The organism is Streptomyces sp. NPDC054932 (genome assembly GCF_053610205.1).
Map to the genome: position 1 here is coordinate 57107 of NZ_JBSGXU010000002.1, position 15616 is coordinate 72722.

Here is a 15616-nt window from a genome sequence, read left to right on the forward strand (position 1 = left end):
GATCACCTGAGGGTGTTCCCCTCCGCCGGGAAGACGGCGCAAACCCGCCATCCGCCACCCTCGGCCGCCCCGGCACGCAGGGTCCCGCCTGCCGCCTCCACCCGCCCGCGCAGCCCTGCCAGTCCGGTACCGCCCCGCCTCCTGCGGGTCAGCAGTCCTCCCGCGCCGCGGGGGGCCGCGGAATTGGCCACGCTGAGCTCGACACCCGCCCCGGCCCGGCGTACGGCGACCCGTACCTCGGCCGCTCCGGGCGCGTGCCGGCGTACGTTCGTCAGCGCCTCGACGGCCACCCGGTACGCGGTGGTGTCCGCCTCCCGGGACAGCCCCTCCAGCGCCGCGGGATCCGAATCCAGCGCCCCGCCCTCGAAGCGCGCCACCAGCTCCGGCAGTTGGGCCAGACCCGGTACCGGAGCCGTCGGCCCACCCGCGGCCTCTTGCAGCGCGTGCACCGTGCGGTCCATCGAGGCCAGCGCACTCAACCCGGCGCTCTCGATGCGCTCCAGCGCGCGCACGGCCTGCCCGGGATCCTGGGCGGCCACGAACCTCGCCGCCTGTGCCTGCACCACGATGGCGCTCACGTCGTGCGCCACGAAGTCGTGCAGGTCCCGGGCCAGTTCCAGCTGCTGGTCGCGCCGCGCATCCCGCACGGCCTGCCGCATCCGGGCTGCTTGGCGGCGCAGGTAGCCGCCGGCCAGCAACGCCCCGAGGGCGGGCGCGGCCCAGAACGCCACCGCCCCGCAGGCCTCCAGCCACGATGCCGATTCCCCCAGCAGCGGGACCGGCCACAGGGCGACCGCTGCCACGCCCAGCGAGGCCGCCACGGAGCCCGAACGCACCGGAGACCAGCGGGCCACCAGGGCCAGCAGCAACAGCAGGAGTCCCGCCCAGAGCAGCGACCACACCGCGGGCGCGCCCAGGAACGCGGCGAACAGGCCGACGAGGGCGGCAAGGGCCAGTAACGGGGCACATGCGGCACGCGCGTTCACGGTCATGCGGCCGACCCTACGAGCTCACGCCGGGCCGGACCATCTGCCATTCGGCAGAGCCGGCCCGACTCGGCGCCACCACGGGCCTGCTGATCGGCGGATGGTTCCGGCAGGCCCGCCGGGCCAGGCTTGAGCCATCAACCAGCCACTCCCGGACAGGACTTGGACCATGACTGCCAGCGCCGCCGTCGTACGTGCTTCGGACACCGTTCCCGGTGTCTCCCCCCGGCTTCGTCGGCTCGCCGGACTCGCCGCGCTGACGGTGCTGCCCAGCTGTGTGTGGCGGCTCGTGGTCGCGGCGGGCGTTCCCATGGGCTGGGGCCCGGGCAGCGATCTGCACCACGCGTACTATCCGGGCCGGGAATCCCTGGTTCTTATCTTCGTCAGCGTCCTGCAGGAGTGCCTGGGCCTGTTGAGTCTCGGGCTGGTCAAGCGCTGGGGCGAGGAGCTGCCCCGCTGGATACCCGGGCTGGGCGGACGCCGGTTCCATCCCCTGGTGGCGGTGGTTCCCGCGGCGCTCGGCGCGATCGCGCTCACCGGCATCACGGTCCTCGGAGCCTCGACCTGGAACGAGGTCAACGCCGCGAATCCCGACGCGCCCGCCGGGCCCGCCCTGTGGATCTTCAACCTGTCCTACGTGCCCCTGCTGCTCTGGGGTCCGCTGCTCGGCATCCTGACCGTCGCCTACTGGCGCCGCCGCCGGATTCACGGCTGATACGCGGAAATTCGCTGGTACGGGACCTGCGCCAGGTGCAGAGTGAGTCGTGCGGGGAGCAACAAAAGGTCCGGGGCAGCCACTTCGAGCGCGCCATCTGGCGCGGGCTGCCCCGGACCTCTCCGGCGTCGTACGCGCTACGCAGCGCCCAGCAGACGCTCCAGCACCACAGCGATGCCGTCCTCCTCGTTGGAGGTCGTCACCTCGTCGGCCACCGCCTTGAGCTCGGCATGCGCATTGGCCATCGCCACTCCGTGTGCCGCCCAGCCGAACATCGGGATGTCGTTGGGCATGTCACCAAAGGCGATCGTCTGGGCCGCCTTCACGCCCAGCCGGCGCGCGGCCAGCGACAGGCCCGTGGCCTTGGTCAGACCGAGCGGCAGGATCTCGACGATGCCGGGACCCGCCATGACGATGTCGACCAGGTTGCCCACGGTCGCCCGGGCCACCTTGACGAGCGCGTCGTCGTCCAGCTCCGGGTGCTGGATGTAGAGCTTGTTCAGCGGAGCAGTCCAGAGGGCCTTGGTGTCCTCCAGGTAGAGGGCCGGGAGGCCTTCCTGCACCTGGTATCCGGGCCCGAACAGGACCTCGCCGTCCACCCCGTCCCGACTGGCCGCCAGGGCCAGCGGACCGATCTCGGCCTCCAGCTTCGACAGCGCCAGACCGGCCAGCTGCCGGTCCAGCGTCACCGAGGTCAGCAGCCGGTGCGCACCCGCGTCGTAGACCTGCGCGCCCTGCCCGCAGACGGCGATCCCCTTGTAGCCGAGATCGTCCAGCACGTGCCGGGTCCAGGGCACGGCCCGGCCGGTGACGATGATGTGCGCCGCGCCCGCCGCGGTGGCCGCGACGAGCGCTTCACGGGTGCGTTCCGAGACGGTGTCGTCGCCACGCAGCAGCGTGCCGTCGAGATCGGTCGCGACGAGCTTGTACGGGAACGGAGCCGGGCTCACTTGGTGATCGGCTCCAGGACCTCGCGGCCGCCGAGGTACGGCCGCAGCGCCTGGGGCACGCGCACCGAACCGTCGGCCTGCTGGTGGTTCTCGAGGATCGCGACGATCGTGCGCGGTACGGCGCACAGTGTGCCGTTCAGCGTCGACAGCGGCTGCGTCTTCTTGCCGTCGCGGTAGCGGATCGACAGGCGGCGGGCCTGGAAGCTGTTGCAGTTCGAGGCCGAGGTCAGCTCGCGGTACTTGCCCTGCGTGGGGATCCACGCCTCGCAGTCGAACTTGCGGGAGGCGGAGGCGCCCAGGTCACCGGTGGCGACGTCGATCACCTGGAACGGCAGCTCCAGGCTGGTCAGCCACTGCTTCTCCCACTCCAGGAGCCGCTGGTGCTCGGCCTCGGCCTCCTCCGGCGCGACGTACGAGAACATCTCGACCTTGTCGAACTGGTGGACGCGGAAGATGCCGCGGGTGTCCTTGCCGTACGTACCGGCCTCGCGGCGGAAGCACGGGGAGAAGCCGGCGTACCGCAGCGGCAGCTTGTCGCCGTCGATGATCTCGTCCATGTGGTACGCGGCGAGCGGCACCTCGGAAGTACCGACGAGGTAGTAGTCGTCCTTCTCCAGGTGGTACACGTTCTCGGCGGCCTGGCCGAGGAAGCCGGTGCCCTCCATGGCGCGCGGGCGGACCAGCGCGGGAGTCAGCATCGGGATGAAGCCGGCCTCGGTCGCCTGGGCGATGGCCGCGTTGACCAGCGCCAGCTCCAGCAGGGCGCCCACACCGGTCAGGTAGTAGAAGCGCGAACCGGAAACCTTGGCGCCGCGCTCGACGTCGATGGCACCCAGCAGTTCGCCGAGCTCCAGGTGGTCCTTGGGCTCGAAGCCCTCGGCGGCGAAGTCGCGGATGGTGCCGTGCGTCTCCAGGACGGTGAAGTCCTCCTCGCCGCCGACCGGGACGTCCTCGTGGACGATGTTGCCGAGCTGGAGAAGGAGCTGCTTGGCGGCTTCGTCGGCCTCGTTCTGCTCGGCCTCGGCGGCCTTGACGTCCTGCTTGAGCTGCTCGGCCTTCTTCAGCAGCTCTGCCCGCTCCTCCGGAGAGGCCTTGGGAATGAGCTTGCCCAGGGACTTCTGCTCATTGCGCAGTTCGTCGAAGCGCACGCCAGAGGACCTGCGGCGCTCGTCGGCGGAGAGCAGTGCGTCGACGAGTTCGACGTCCTCTCCACGGGCGCGCTGCGAGGCGCGGACACGGTCAGGGTCTTCACGGAGCAGCCGGAGGTCAATCACCCCTCCAGGCTACCGGGCTGGGGTTCCTGGGATCACACCGATATCACGCTGCGTGTCGCTATGTCCTAATTGCAACGAATGGATAAGTCTTGGTGGCTGGCTGGAAGCAGTCTTTACCGGAGCGTCAATAAAAGCGGTCCCATTCCCCGAAAAGGGGCGGAATGCCGACGGCCCGGCAGGCCCCGAGCAGGGTCGCAGAGGGTTCTTGTCCACAGGAATTGCTGTGGACGGAAGGTTATCCACAGGCTGTGTGTTGCATCTGTGGACACAGGAATAGATCATTCCTGATCGGTTCATGGCTGGGGCGAATCAGGGCTCAAACCACCCTCACACACTCATTCGGGTGGGAATGACTCGCCCCAAAGAGTTGATCGGCGATGCGGGGGTGACACCGTTCACCCGCCGCTCCCCAGAGCGAAACCTGAGCCGCTCGGCCGATTTGTCGACCTTGTCATGCCGTTCTGTCGACTTGTCCCCAGGTCCCCATCCCAGCCTGTGGATAACTCTGTGGACAGTGGACGAAGCGCTTACGCCCGTCCGTCGAGGCAACGCCCCAGCCAGTCGGAGGCGGCTGTGAAGTCGCCGTCGGAGGTTCCGGCCCGAGGTGCCCGCACATCACTCTGAGCGACCCCGGCGCGCGGGTAGGACCCGAGGAAGCGGACCTGGGGGCAGGTCCGCTTGAGGCCCATGAGCGCCTCGCTGACCCGCCGGTCGGAAATGTGCCCCTCGGCGTCGACGGCGAAGCAGTAGTTGCCGATGCCCTGCCCGGTCGGACGGGACTGGATCAGCATCAGGTTCACCCCGCGGACCGCGAACTCCTGGAGGAGCTCCAGCAGCGCGCCGGGGTGGTCGTCGCCGAGCCACAGCACGACGGAGGTCTTGTCCGCCCCGGTCGGTGCGGCCGGCCGCGCCGGACGTCCCACCAGTACGAACCGGGTCTCGGCGTTCTCCGCGTCGTGGATCTCCGTCACCAGCGGAACGAGCCCGTAGGTGGCGGCGGCGAACTCGCCCGCGAAGGCGGCATCGAAGCGCCCTTCCTGGACGAGCCGGGCGCCGTCGGCGTTCGAGGCGGCCGACTCCCACAACGCGTCGGGCAGGTTGGCCCGCAGCCAGTTGCGCACCTGCGGCTGGGCGACCGGGTGCCCCGTGACGGTCTTGACGTCCGACAGGGCGGTCCCGGGCCGCACGAGCAGCGCGAAGGCGATGGGCAGCAGCACCTCGCGGTAGATCATCAGCGGTTCGCCCGCGGCCAGCTCGTCGAGGGTGGCGGTGACCCCGCCCTCCACCGAGTTCTCGATCGGGACCAGGGCAGCGGCCGCCTCGCCGTTCCGGACGGCGTCCAGAGCGGCCGGGACCGACACCATCGGGACGAGTTCCCGGGTCGCGGCTTCCGGCAGGGTGCGCAGGGCGGCCTCGGTGAAAGTGCCCTCGGGACCGAGATACGTGAAGCGGGTGGCTGACATGCGATCAGCCTAATGCCGGGGTGGCGCCCACCGGGTTGCTGTTCACCCTTCGAGCAGCCGCTGCCCCACGTACTCCCCGCTTCGGGCGCCGGGCGGGACCGCGTACAGGCCGCTGGACTCGTGCCGGATGAACTCCGACAGGGCGTCGCCGCGGTCGAGCTTGCGCTGGACGGGCACGAATCCGCGCAGCGGATCGGCCTGCCAGCAGACGAAGAGGAGCCCGGCGTCGGGAGCACCGTCGGCGCCGATTCCGTCATGGAAGGAGAAGGGGCGCCGCAGCATGGCCGCCCCGCCGTTCTGCTCGGGGGCGGAGATCCGGGCGTGCGCGTTGGCCGGGATGACGGGCTTGCCGTCGGCGCCGAGCTTGTCGAGCGCCATTTCGGTGGTCTCGCCGCCGCCGGTCAGGGGGGCGCCGGTGGCCTTGGTGCGGCCGATGACCTGCTCCTGCTGGGCGAGGGACTGCTTGTCCCAGTCGTCGAGGAGCATGCGGATACGTCGGACGACGGCGTACGAGCCCCCGGCCATCCAGGCGTGTTCGGCGGGTCCGGGACCTGCACCGGGTACGAAGATCCGCTTGTCGAAGTCGGGCTCCGAGGGCTTCGGGTTTCCGGTGCCATCGATCTGGCCCATGAGATTGCGGGCGGTCATCGGGGTGCCGGTGGCGCCCGGAGTCCGGTTGAAGCCGTTCATCTGCCAGCGGACGCGGGCGGCCTCCCCGGCGTCCTTCTGCAGGGCGCGCAGGGCATGGAAGGCGACGAGGCCGTCGTTGGCGCCGATCTGGATCCACAGGTCGCCATTGCTGCGCCGGACGTCGAGCCGGTCCGAGGAGAAGTCCGGCAGCGGGTCGAGGGCGACGGGGCGGCGTGAGGTGAGGCCCGTGCGCTCGAAGAAGGAGTGGCCGAAGCCGAAGGTGACGGTGAGGGAGGACGGACCCGCGTCGAGGGCGATCCCGCTGTCGGAGGTCGGGGCCGGCTCACCCGCCATCAGCCGCCGGGCGGTGTCGGACCACCGCCGCAGCAAGGCGGCGGCCTCCGTGCGGCCCGCCCCGGCGGCGAGATCGAAGGCGACGAGGTGGCCCTTGACCTGCATCGGGGTGGTGATGCCCGCCTGATGATCGCCGTGGAACGCCACCTGGGTGGCGCCGAGGGAGGTCAGGCTCCCGGATGAGCCGGGAGCGGAGCCGCTCGCGGACTCGGCGAGCGCGGAGTGCGCGAGGGCGCCGCCCGTGGCGCCGAGGGCGATTCCGGTGGCGCCTGCGGCGCCGACGGTGCCCAGCAGCCGGCGCCGGGAGATCTCGATGTCAGGGTTGCTCTCGGTCACGCTGGTCAGCCGATCTTCACAGTCTTCTGGACGGTGGTCTGGTCGATGTCGGAGGTGCGGACGGTCACGTCGATGCGCCATTCACCGGCGAGCGGCAGCTGGACACCGGACGCGGTCCAGTGGCCGGGGGCCGCCTGCTCCGGGACGAGCGGCAGCGGGCCGATGTCCTTGGCGGGAAGGGTGAACGCGACCTTGACCTCGGGGAGGTCGAGGGGCGCGCCGTCGACGGAGTCGGACCAGAGGTGCAGGGTGTTCGCGCCGACCCGTCCCGGGTCGAGTTCGAGGCGGACGGACCCCTTGCCGTTCGGGCCGCCGGTGTCGAAAGGCAGGGTGATCTTGATGGCGCGGTCGGGGACAGCGGTTGCGGTGGAGCCGCGGCCCGCCTCCTGTTCCACGGTCCGCCCGGGCTCGGTGCTCGTCAGCACGGTGGTGACGGCGAGCAGGATCACGGCGACGGCGGCCTCGGCGAGGACGGAACGGCGCAGGCCGGCCCGGCCCGGATCGGCGTCCCGCACCCGCTTCTCGCGCACGCTCTCACGGGCGGCACGCTGCCGAGCGAGCTGGGCGGCGCGCTGCGGGTCCGCTGGGACGGTCACGGGCTCTGTTTCACGTGAAACATCGGCAGTGCCGGAGCCGGCACCCGCGGCTGTTTCACGTGAAACATCGTCCGAGACCTGCCCGGTGGCGGTCGCAGAGGTATCGGCGAGCCCTGCTGTCCACCTGCGGGACATGTAGGCGATGGCGAGGAGGACGGCGACCAGGCCGACCTTCAGGAGCAGCAGTCGTCCATAGTCGGTGCCGGTGAGGGCGGACCAGCTGCCGAGCTGGCGCCAGGACTGGTAGATGCCGGTGACGGCGAGCACCAGGACGCTCACGAAGGCGACCCGGGAGAAGCGCCGGACGGCCGCGCGCTCGATCCCGGGAACCTTGTGGAGGGCGACGAGCAGCGCGGCGAGACCGCCGAGCCATGTGGCGACGGCCATCAGGTGGAGGATGTCGGCCGGCATGGCGATACCGGGCTGGATACCGGTGGAGGCGTGCTCGGAGAGAGCCCAGGTGGCGGCGATGCCGCCGGACACGACGGCGCCTCCGATGGCCAGCCCGAAGGTGAGATCGCTGGTGTCGTCCGGCTGCTCGGACCGGTCGGCCCCATCGGACGGGTCGGTCCCGTCGAGCCCGTCGGTCTCCCCGGTCTTGTCCGCCTCACGGGGTGTGCCGGCTTCGGTCTCTACGCCCGCCATCCGGCGCGCGTAGACACCGAAGAGGACCGCGACGAAGAGGGCGGCCGCGCCCAGCAGGAGCAGCCTGGAGACCAGGGAGGCTCCCGTCTTGGTCTCCAGGACGGCCCTGAGCCCATCGAGATCGAACACGTCGGAGAAGTTGCCGGACCCCGTGTACGGGGTCCGGAGCACCAGCATCGCGAGGGTGGCGGCGGTCAGCGTGACCCAGGCACGCACGACGAGCTTCTGGAGCGGCCGCTCGGCGGCGCCCCGGCGCCAGCACAGCAGGATGAAGGCGGCGCCGCCCACGAGGACCGCGAACCCGGCGTAGGCGATGTAGCGGGCGATCCCGTACGCGATACCCACGGGCCCGCCGCCGGCCTGCGCGGTGGGGAGGGTGACGTCGGTGGCCGAGGGCGCGCCGATGGAGAAGGTGAAGGCACCGGAGATCGGGTGGCTGTCGGCCGAGACGGCCTGCCAGGCGACGGTGTAGGTGCCGTTCGGCAGACCGGCGTGCAGCGCGGTGCCGTAGCGGATGGTGTTTCCGCTGCACATGTCGCGCAGTTCACCGGTGTCCACGCGCTTGCCCTGGGGGTCGAGCACGCGGATGGAGTCGTCGCCCATGGCGACCTGCTCCGAGAAGGAGAGCGTGACCTGGGCGGGGGCCGTGGCGACCACCGCCCCGTCCTTGGGGTCGCTCGCGGTGAGTGCGGCGTGCGCCGTGGCCGGTGAGGCCGCGGTGAACAGGGTTGCCAGCAGAGCTGCGAGGACCAGCGCGAGCCGCGGCAGGAATGCCGTGGCGCGGGCGCGGGCCGCGGATGGGGCGGGGGCGGTGGCCGTCATGGCGTGTCAGTTCCTCGGTCCGTCAGTGGGCGTTGCCAGCCGTGGATGTCGGGGCCTGCGCGTTGTACGTCCGGTCCTTCACGTCCAGCTCGACCTTGACCGGGCCGGACTTCTCGAAGTGGAGCTCGACGGTGACCTTGTCGCCGACCTTGGGAGTGCTCTTGAGCCCCATGAACATGATGTGGTTGCCGCCGCGCTCCAGCCGGAGCTCACCGTTCGCCGGCACGTCCATCGACTGGACCTGCTGCATCTTCTGGTCCTTGGTCTCGTGGATCTGGAGATCGTCGGAGAGCGGGGAGGTGGCGCCGGTGAGCTTGTCGGCGTTCTCGCTCCGGTTCGAGATGACCATGAACCCGCCGGCCATCTTGTCGTTCACGGGCTGGGGCATGAAGGCGCCGCTGACGGTCATCTCCGGCTCCGCCTTGCCGGAACAGCCGGATATGGCGAGCGCTGCCGTCAGGGAGAGGACGACGGCGAGGGTGCGGGTGGTGCGGGCGTTCACGGGTTCTCTCCCTTGACGAGCTTCGGCAGGTCCTTGGTGTAGTCGTCGACGGTCGTGCCCTCGCCGTAGAGGACGTAGCCCTCGTCGGTCTTGGGCGAGAACGCGATGACCTGGGCGCCGTGCATGGAGATGATTTTGTTGTCGGCCTCCTTCTTGGCGGCCTCGATGCCGATGCCGAGCGTGCGTGCGGCGGCCTGGATGGTCGCGAAGTCACCGGTGAGCCCGATGAAGGACGGGTCCTGCGCCTTGAGCCACGCGGCGAGGGAGTCGGGAGTGTCCCTCTCGGGGTCGGTGGTGACGAAGACGACCCGGAGATTGTCCTGGTCGGCCTTGGGGAGTGCCTTCTTGGCGACGGCGATGTTGCTCATCGTCAGTGGGCACACGTCGGGGCAGCTGGTGTAGCCGAAGTAGATGAGGGTCGGCTTGCCCTTGGTCTGCTCACGCAGGCTCCAAGGGTTGCCGGTGGTGTCCGTGAGGACGAGCTCGGGCTTGCTGAAGGGGCGGTCCAGGACGGTGGCGGCCTTGGCGCCGCTCTGGCCGCCGGAGATCTGGGTGACCGAGCCGGCCTTGGGGGGCTCACCGCCGCAGGCGGTGAGGGTGAGTGCGGTCGCCGCAAGCAGAGCGGCGACCGTCACACGTGTGGTGCGCATGGAGAAATGTCCCTGGGATCGGGGATGCAACGGATGTGGGAGTGGCGGCGCCCTCGGGCGCGCCGGATCAGGCGGAGCGGCGGCGCGAGGCGACGCCGAAGGCGACACCGCCGAGTCCGACGACGATGCCGGCGACGCCGAGGACGCGTGCGGTGGTGTCGGAGCCGTGTTCGGCGGAGGCCTTGTCGTGGCCGTGCTCGGCGTCCTTGTCGGCGTTCTTCGGTTCGTCGGCCTTGGCGCCGGTGCCGTGGTGGTCGTCGCCCTTGGGAGCGGTCAGCTTCAGGACGGGCGCGGGGTTCTGCGGCTCCGCGGCACCTTCCTTGGGCTCCTCGATCCAACGGACGATCTCACCGTTGTCGTAGGTCTGGATGGACTTGAAGACCATCTGCTCGGCGTTCTCGGGCAGCTTGCCCACGGAGAGCGGGAACTGCTGGAACTTCCCGGGCTCGATCTTGCCGCCGGACCAGGTCACCTTGGTGACGGCCTTGGTGATCTGCTTGCCGTGCACCGTCAGCGGCGTGGCGAGATCGCTCGTCTCGACCTTCACGGTCCAGCCGGGGACGTCCTGAGGCATGACGGACGAGAGCGGCTGGTCGACCGGGAAGTTGACCTCCAGCTGGGTCGTCGACGCGTTGTCCCGCTCATTGGGGACCTTGAAGTTGATCGTCGCGTAGCCGCCCTTGGCGGCCTCGCCGGGCTGCACGCCGACGTGGGCGAAGGCAGGGCCGGAGAGGACGAGGACGGTACCGGCGGCGATGGCGGCGGCGATGGAGACGCGAGAGGTCTTCATGGCAGGAACACTCCACGGAAGCAGGGGTGGCGGTGGCTCCGCGCACGGGTGCGCACGGAGTTCGCGGCACCGGTGTCCCGCTGAGTGTCCGGGAGGGAGGGTGCCGCGTCAGGCTGCGAGGTCGAGTGCCACGGGTGGTCCGCGCCGGACCACCGTGTGCTGCAGTGCTTCCCGGCCGGTGGAGAGGGCGGGTTCGGATCCGGTCCGCAGGGACTGCGGGGTACGGGCGGCCGAGCCCGGGAGTCCGGCGCCCAGGGCGTGTACGAAGGCCAGCGCGGCGCGCAACGGACGTACCGGGGCGGCTTCGGCGGAGCGCCTGGACAGTTCGACGAGCCGGAAGAGTGCGGCGTCGCCGCGGCCGAGCAGCCAGCCCGCGGCGAGCGCGGCCAGCAGGTGACCGGCCAGCATGCCCGGGCTGAACAGGCCGGTCGAGGGCGCCAGGGTGACGGCCTGGGCCACGTGGGCGTGCGCGCCGTGTTCCTGCGCCAGGACCTGCCCGGCCTGACCGACCTGCCCGGCCTGTTCGGTCAGGGCCGCCGGATCCAGGCCGGCGGCCTCCAGGATCTGTCGGGCGTCGGCCGGGCTGAGCGGTACGGAGTTGCCCCCGCACACCAGTCGGGCGGCGAGCTCCGCGAGCGAGGCGTCGGCGGTGCCTGCCGGTGCCTGCGCGGCCACGGCACTGTGCTGGCCGAGGCCGAACAGCGCGTGCAGGCCGAGCTGTCCGGCGGTGAGTGCGGCGGCGATGCCGGGCAGGGTCCGCCGACGGCCCGCGAGCGGGGCGGCAACCGCGAAGACGGCGAGGAAGCCGAGGGCGAGGGACCACCAGGGCACCTTGGCGCAGGACGCCAGGGCGTGCCCGGTCGCGGACAGCACGACACAGACCGCGGTGAACACCGCGGCCCGGATCAGCCGGAGGCCGGCTCCGGCGTGCGTCGCGTGGGGGTCAGACATGGCCGGGTCATCATCGCACTGCGCCCGGGCCCTCCATACGGCAGGTCCGGAAGGTCCGTATGAGTCCCCTCTGGGAGGACCGTCCGGGCCCTGTCCGGGCCTGCGGCGGACGGGCGCGCCACGGTCACCCCGACGGTTTCCCGCACCGCCGCCGCGGCCGGTTGCCCCGCCGCGTACACCGCTCCGCGGGAGAGCCGCGTCGGCCGACCGGGCGTATTGCGGTCTCGGACGGCCGCAGGGCGCTTACGCCCCCTCGCGGGCGGCAATAGGTAACCGTATGAGCATCTGGTGGTCTCTCCACTTGAGGCGCGAAGCCGCGAGCGTGCCGCTCGCCAGGCGACTGCTGCTGGGGACGATGGAGACCGCGGGGGTGGACCCGGACATCTCCTTCGATCTCTCGGTGGCGCTGAGCGAGGCCTGTGCGAACGCGGTGGAGCACGGCGGGGGCGGCGAAGTTCCGGACGATACCGAGGCGTACCACGTCACGGCCTATCTGGACGGGGACTGCTGCCGCATCGAGGTGACCGATTCCGGTCCGGGGTTCCCGCCCGCGACGGTGGCCAGCCGCAGACCCGCCCTGGCCGAACACGGCCGGGGCCTGCACCTGATCGCCGAACTCGCCGACCACGTCCGCTTCCGCAACCGGCCGGGCCGCGGCGCGGTGGTGAGCTTCGACAAGATGCTGAAGTGGCGCGACGACGCGCTGCTCAAGGTGTCGTAGGAACGCCGATGGGCGGGACCCCGGAGGATCCCGCCCACCTGGACGTTGCCGCGCCGGCGTCAGCCCTTCAGACGCGCCATCCACGCCTCGACCTCGGTCGAGGTGCGGGGCAGCCCGGCCGAGAGGTTCCGGTTGCCGTCCTCGGTGACGAGGATGTCGTCCTCGATGCGGACGCCGATGCCGCGGTACTCCTCGGGCACGGTGAGGTCGTCGGTCTGGAAGTAGAGACCGGGCTCGACGGTCAGGCACATGCCCGGCTCGAGGGTGCCGTCGACGTACGCCTCGGTGCGGGCGGCGGCGCAGTCGTGGACGTCCATGCCGAGCATGTGGCCGGTGCCGTGCAGGGTCCAGCGGCGCTGCAGGCCGAGCTCCAGGACGCGCTCGACCGGGCCGTCCAGCAGGCCCCATTCGACGAGCTTCTCGGCCAGCACGTGCTGGGAGGCGTCGTGGAAGTCCCGGAACTTCGCGCCCGGCTTCACCGCGGCGATGCCGGCTTCCTGGGACTCGTAGACCGCGTCGTAGATCTTGCGCTGGATGTCGGTGTACGTGCCGTTGATCGGCAGCGTGCGCGTGACGTCCGCGGTGTAGAGGGAGTGGGTCTCCACGCCGGCGTCGAGCAGCAGCAGGTCGCCGGAGCGGACGTCGCCGTCGTTGCGGACCCAGTGCAGGGTGCAGGCGTGGGGGCCGGCGGCGCAGATGGAGCCGTAGCCGACGTCGTTGCCCTCGACGCGGGCGCGCAGGAAGAAGGTGCCCTCGATGTAGCGCTCGGAGGTGGCCTCGGCCTTGTCCAGGACCTTCACGACGTCCTCGAAGCCGCGGACGGTGGAGTCGACGGCCTTCTGCAGCTCACCGATCTCGAACGCGTCCTTCACGGCGCGGGCCTCGGAGAGGTAGACGCGCAGTTCCTCGTCGCGCTCCCTGGTCACCTTGTCGGTGAGGGCGGACTCGATCACCGAGTCGTGGCCGCGCACGGCGCGGACCGGGCCCTCGGCCTCGGTGAGGGCCTCGGCGAGCTCGCGGACGTCCTTCGCGGGGATGCCCAGGAGCTGCTCGGCCTCGGTGAGGGAGTGGCGTCGGCCGACCCACAGCTCGCCCTGGCCGGACAGCCAGAACTCGCCGTTCTCCCGGTCGGAACGCGGCAGCAGGTAGATGGTGGCGGTATGACCGGTCGGCCCGGTGGGCTCGAGGACCAGGACGCCGTTCTCGGTCTGGTCGCCGGTGAGGTACGCGTATTCGGTCGAGGCCCGGAAGGGGTACTCGGTGTCGTTCGAGCGCGTCTTCAGGCGGCCGGCCGGGATGACGAGGCGCTCGCCCGGGAAGCGCCGGGACAGCGCGTCGCGGCGGGCGACGGTGTGCGGGGCCTGCGCGATGGGCTCCAGACCGTGCAGCTCGGTGTCGGCCCAGCCACTGCGCATGTTCTCTGCGAGTTCGTCGCTGACGCCCGGGTACAGACCGTTCTTGCGCTGCTTGTGCGTCTTCTTGGGCTGCTCTTCTTCCGGGGTCTCCGGGGTGAGCTCGTCAGCCACGTCTTCTCCTCAGCTACGACGGTACGGACCTGGGTGTGGACCGCATCCATCGTATGCGTGTGCGGAGAGAGCTGTTCCGAATCGTGCCGTCCGTCACGATTCGGAACGTGCTCCGTGTCTCATTCGAACCGGGCGGCGAGCAGCACGATGTCTTCGGGGGCCTCGGTCGGCTTCCCGCCGGGCAGTACGGTCCGCAGGATGTGCTCGCACAGGGCCGCCGGGTCCTCGCGGGCGCTGCGGGGCGCCGCCGCGGCCGCGGCGTGCAGCCGGGCGTAGGCCCGGTCCATCGGGTCGCCCGTGTGGTGGAGCAGCCCGTCGGTGTAGAGAAGCACCGTTTCTCCGGGTGCGGGTTCGATCTCCACGCTCGGCGCCTCCCAGCAGGACAGCATGCCCAGGGGAGCGGAGAGCGAGGTCTCCACGTACTCGGTGCGGTGCTCGCCGATCAGCAGCGGCGGGGTGTGCCCTGCACCAGCCAGGATGATCTTGCTGCCCTGGCCGTCGGCCTGGGGCCCCCCGGCGGGTTCGCAGTAGGCGAAGAGCGCGGTGGCGGAGCGGGCCGGCTCGGTGAGGCGCAGCAGCAGCTCCAGGTCCGAGAGGACGGCTACGGGGTCTTCGCCCTCCATGACGGCGTAGGCGCGCAGCGATGCGCGCAGCCGGCCCATCGCGGCGATGGCACTGGGCCCGGATCCGGTGACGGAGCCGACGGCCAGTCCCAGGGCGCCCTCGGGCAGCGGCAGGGCGTCGTACCAGTCGCCCCCGCCGCGCGGCCCCGTGTGGTGGCGGGCCGCGAGCTGCACCCCGGGGATCCGGGGGAGCCGGCTCGGCAGCAGCTCCTCGGCGACGGTGGCCAGGTGCGAGCGGGAGCGCTCGACTTCCAGCATCCGGGCCAGGTGCTCGGCGGCGTGGCGTACGTACAGCCCGGCGAGGTCGCGCTGGCGGTCGTTCGGCTCGGCCTGCTCGTCGTAGAGCCAGACGGCCGCGCCGAGCCGGCCGGTGGCCTCGGCGGTGAGGGGGAGCGCGTAGCTGGCGGCGTAGCCGAGGCGGGCGGCGACCTCACGGTGGCGGGGGTCCACGGGGGCGGCGAAACCCCCGGCGCCGGGAGGCGCGCCCGGTTCGGGGAGGACCTCGGAGCCGCCCTTGGCGTCGGGCAGTCCGTCGAGGATCCGCCCGTAGGAGGTGGCGCTGCGCGGCACGGTCTCGATGTGGCCGAGCTCCGCGTGGCCGAGCCCGAGGCCGATCGTGCTCGTCGGGCCGAGCCCGTCGGAGGGCTCCAGGACGATCAGGCCGCGGCGCGCGCCGACGAGCGCTGCTCCGGCGCGCAGGAACTCGCGGAGGGAGGTGTCGAGGTCAGTGGCGCGGGCGAGGCGCTCGGTGAGCTCGTGCAGGGTGGTGAGATCCGAGACCATGCCCGCCAGCCGGTCCTGGATGACACTGCCCGGACCGGGCGGAGGGGCCGGGGCGGGGGTGGTCCGGGCGGGCGTGGGCGCCGCAGTGTGCGGTGACATGGTTACTGCTGGATCGATTCCAGCCACTTTCGGCAGATGCGGGGCGCTCATGGCGTCCGCCTTTCCACCTGGTGCGATTCGCCAAATAGCATCGCAAACCCCCAGACCGTGCTGCGCCGCCATCAAGGAATCCACATCTACACGCACACATGGATGCATGTCCAGCATTGCCCAGGTGGGAATCCTGGTGTCCGTGGGAC

At 71.1% G+C, this 15616-nt stretch carries 14 protein-coding genes; 2 read left to right on the forward strand and 12 right to left on the reverse strand.

The annotated features are described in order from the left end of the window. Positions 1-2: 2 nt before the first annotated feature. Positions 3-992 (reverse strand): sensor histidine kinase, encoded by a 990-nt coding sequence (locus tag ACWGE1_RS00985; RefSeq protein ID WP_453418431.1) that lies wholly within the window; start codon positions 990-992, stop codon positions 3-5. A 163-nt stretch (positions 993-1155) separates the two neighbouring features. On the opposite strand from ACWGE1_RS00985, the gene ACWGE1_RS00990 reads away from it, so the two are divergent. Next, positions 1156-1701, forward strand: a complete 546-nt coding sequence (locus ACWGE1_RS00990) for a hypothetical protein (RefSeq protein WP_453418432.1) — start codon at positions 1156-1158, stop codon at positions 1699-1701. A 137-nt stretch (positions 1702-1838) separates the two neighbouring features. Here ACWGE1_RS00990 and ACWGE1_RS00995 read toward each other — a convergent pair whose 3' ends face one another. The 9 genes from ACWGE1_RS00995 to ACWGE1_RS01035 all read right to left on the reverse strand — a co-directional run bounded on the left by ACWGE1_RS00995 (position 1839) and on the right by ACWGE1_RS01035 (position 11664). After that, the gene (locus ACWGE1_RS00995) at positions 1839-2651 is read right to left on the reverse strand and encodes an HAD family hydrolase (protein WP_453418433.1); all 813 of its coding nucleotides are present in this window, start codon (positions 2649-2651) and stop codon (positions 1839-1841) included. Further along, positions 2648-3925: a serine--tRNA ligase gene (gene serS / locus ACWGE1_RS01000; RefSeq protein WP_189972469.1), complete on the reverse strand. Its 1278-nt coding sequence runs from the start codon at positions 3923-3925 to the stop codon at positions 2648-2650. The genes ACWGE1_RS00995 and serS overlap by 4 nt, the downstream gene beginning before the upstream one ends. Positions 3926-4452: 527 nt before the next feature. Beyond that, positions 4453-5388, reverse strand: coding sequence for a prephenate dehydratase (gene pheA / locus ACWGE1_RS01005; protein ID WP_453418434.1), 936 nt, complete (start codon positions 5386-5388; stop codon positions 4453-4455). Between the two features lie 42 nt (positions 5389-5430). Beyond that, positions 5431-6789, reverse strand: a complete 1359-nt coding sequence (gene efeB / locus ACWGE1_RS01010; protein ID WP_453418435.1) for an iron uptake transporter deferrochelatase/peroxidase subunit — start codon at positions 6787-6789, stop codon at positions 5431-5433. After that, positions 6714-8771: a copper resistance CopC/CopD family protein gene (locus ACWGE1_RS01015; RefSeq protein WP_453418436.1), complete on the reverse strand. Its 2058-nt coding sequence runs from the start codon at positions 8769-8771 to the stop codon at positions 6714-6716. Before ACWGE1_RS01015 ends, efeB begins: the two co-directional genes overlap by 76 nt. Before the next feature lie 22 nt (positions 8772-8793). Then, positions 8794-9273, reverse strand: a complete 480-nt coding sequence (locus tag ACWGE1_RS01020) for a copper chaperone PCu(A)C (protein ID WP_453418437.1) — start codon at positions 9271-9273, stop codon at positions 8794-8796. Continuing rightward, positions 9270-9923, reverse strand: coding sequence for an SCO family protein (locus tag ACWGE1_RS01025; protein WP_453418438.1), 654 nt, complete (start codon positions 9921-9923; stop codon positions 9270-9272). The genes ACWGE1_RS01020 and ACWGE1_RS01025 overlap by 4 nt, the downstream gene beginning before the upstream one ends. 67 nt (positions 9924-9990) lie before the next feature. Then, positions 9991-10713, reverse strand: coding sequence for a YcnI family copper-binding membrane protein (locus ACWGE1_RS01030; protein WP_453418439.1), 723 nt, complete (start codon positions 10711-10713; stop codon positions 9991-9993). Between the two features lie 108 nt (positions 10714-10821). Further along, entirely contained in the window at positions 10822-11664 is an 843-nt protein-coding gene (locus tag ACWGE1_RS01035) for a PASTA domain-containing protein (RefSeq protein WP_453418440.1), read from the reverse strand. 277 nt (positions 11665-11941) lie between these two features. Here ACWGE1_RS01035 and ACWGE1_RS01040 point away from each other — a divergent pair, with 277 nt between their 5' ends. After that, positions 11942-12385 carry an ATP-binding protein gene (locus ACWGE1_RS01040; protein WP_453418441.1) on the forward strand — a complete coding sequence of 148 codons (444 nt, stop codon included), beginning with the start codon at positions 11942-11944 and terminating at the stop codon, positions 12383-12385. 59 nt (positions 12386-12444) lie between these two features. Here the strand turns inward: ACWGE1_RS01040 and ACWGE1_RS01045 are convergent, their stop codons facing one another. Continuing rightward, a complete protein-coding gene (locus tag ACWGE1_RS01045) occupies positions 12445-13911 on the reverse strand; it encodes an aminopeptidase P family protein (protein WP_453418442.1) in 1467 nt (488 codons plus the stop codon). 119 nt (positions 13912-14030) lie between these two features. Beyond that, positions 14031-15584 carry a PP2C family protein-serine/threonine phosphatase gene (locus ACWGE1_RS01050; protein WP_453418443.1) on the reverse strand — a complete coding sequence of 518 codons (1554 nt, stop codon included), beginning with the start codon at positions 15582-15584 and terminating at the stop codon, positions 14031-14033. Between the last annotated feature and the right edge of the window lie 32 nt (positions 15585-15616).

What these genes read in the sequence shown, in the direction of transcription:
- ACWGE1_RS00985 (WP_453418431.1), bottom strand. Translation starts at nt 992, where the DNA reads ATGACCGTGAACGCGCGTGCCGCATGTGCCCCGTTACTGGCCCTTGCC.
- ACWGE1_RS00990 (WP_453418432.1), top strand. Translation starts at nt 1,156, where the DNA reads ATGACTGCCAGCGCCGCCGTCGTACGTGCTTCGGACACCGTTCCCGGT.
- pheA (WP_453418434.1), bottom strand. Translation starts at nt 5,388, where the DNA reads ATGTCAGCCACCCGCTTCACGTATCTCGGTCCCGAGGGCACTTTCACC.
- efeB (WP_453418435.1), bottom strand. Translation starts at nt 6,789, where the DNA reads ATGGCGCATCGACGTGACCGTCCGCACCTCCGACATCGACCAGACCAC.
- ACWGE1_RS01015 (WP_453418436.1), bottom strand. Translation starts at nt 8,771, where the DNA reads ATGACGGCCACCGCCCCCGCCCCATCCGCGGCCCGCGCCCGCGCCACG.
- ACWGE1_RS01025 (WP_453418438.1), bottom strand. Translation starts at nt 9,923, where the DNA reads ATGCGCACCACACGTGTGACGGTCGCCGCTCTGCTTGCGGCGACCGCA.
- ACWGE1_RS01030 (WP_453418439.1), bottom strand. Translation starts at nt 10,713, where the DNA reads ATGAAGACCTCTCGCGTCTCCATCGCCGCCGCCATCGCCGCCGGTACC.
- ACWGE1_RS01035 (WP_453418440.1), bottom strand. Translation starts at nt 11,664, where the DNA reads ATGTCTGACCCCCACGCGACGCACGCCGGAGCCGGCCTCCGGCTGATC.
- ACWGE1_RS01040 (WP_453418441.1), top strand. Translation starts at nt 11,942, where the DNA reads ATGAGCATCTGGTGGTCTCTCCACTTGAGGCGCGAAGCCGCGAGCGTG.
- ACWGE1_RS01050 (WP_453418443.1), bottom strand. Translation starts at nt 15,584, where the DNA reads ATGCTGGACATGCATCCATGTGTGCGTGTAGATGTGGATTCCTTGATG.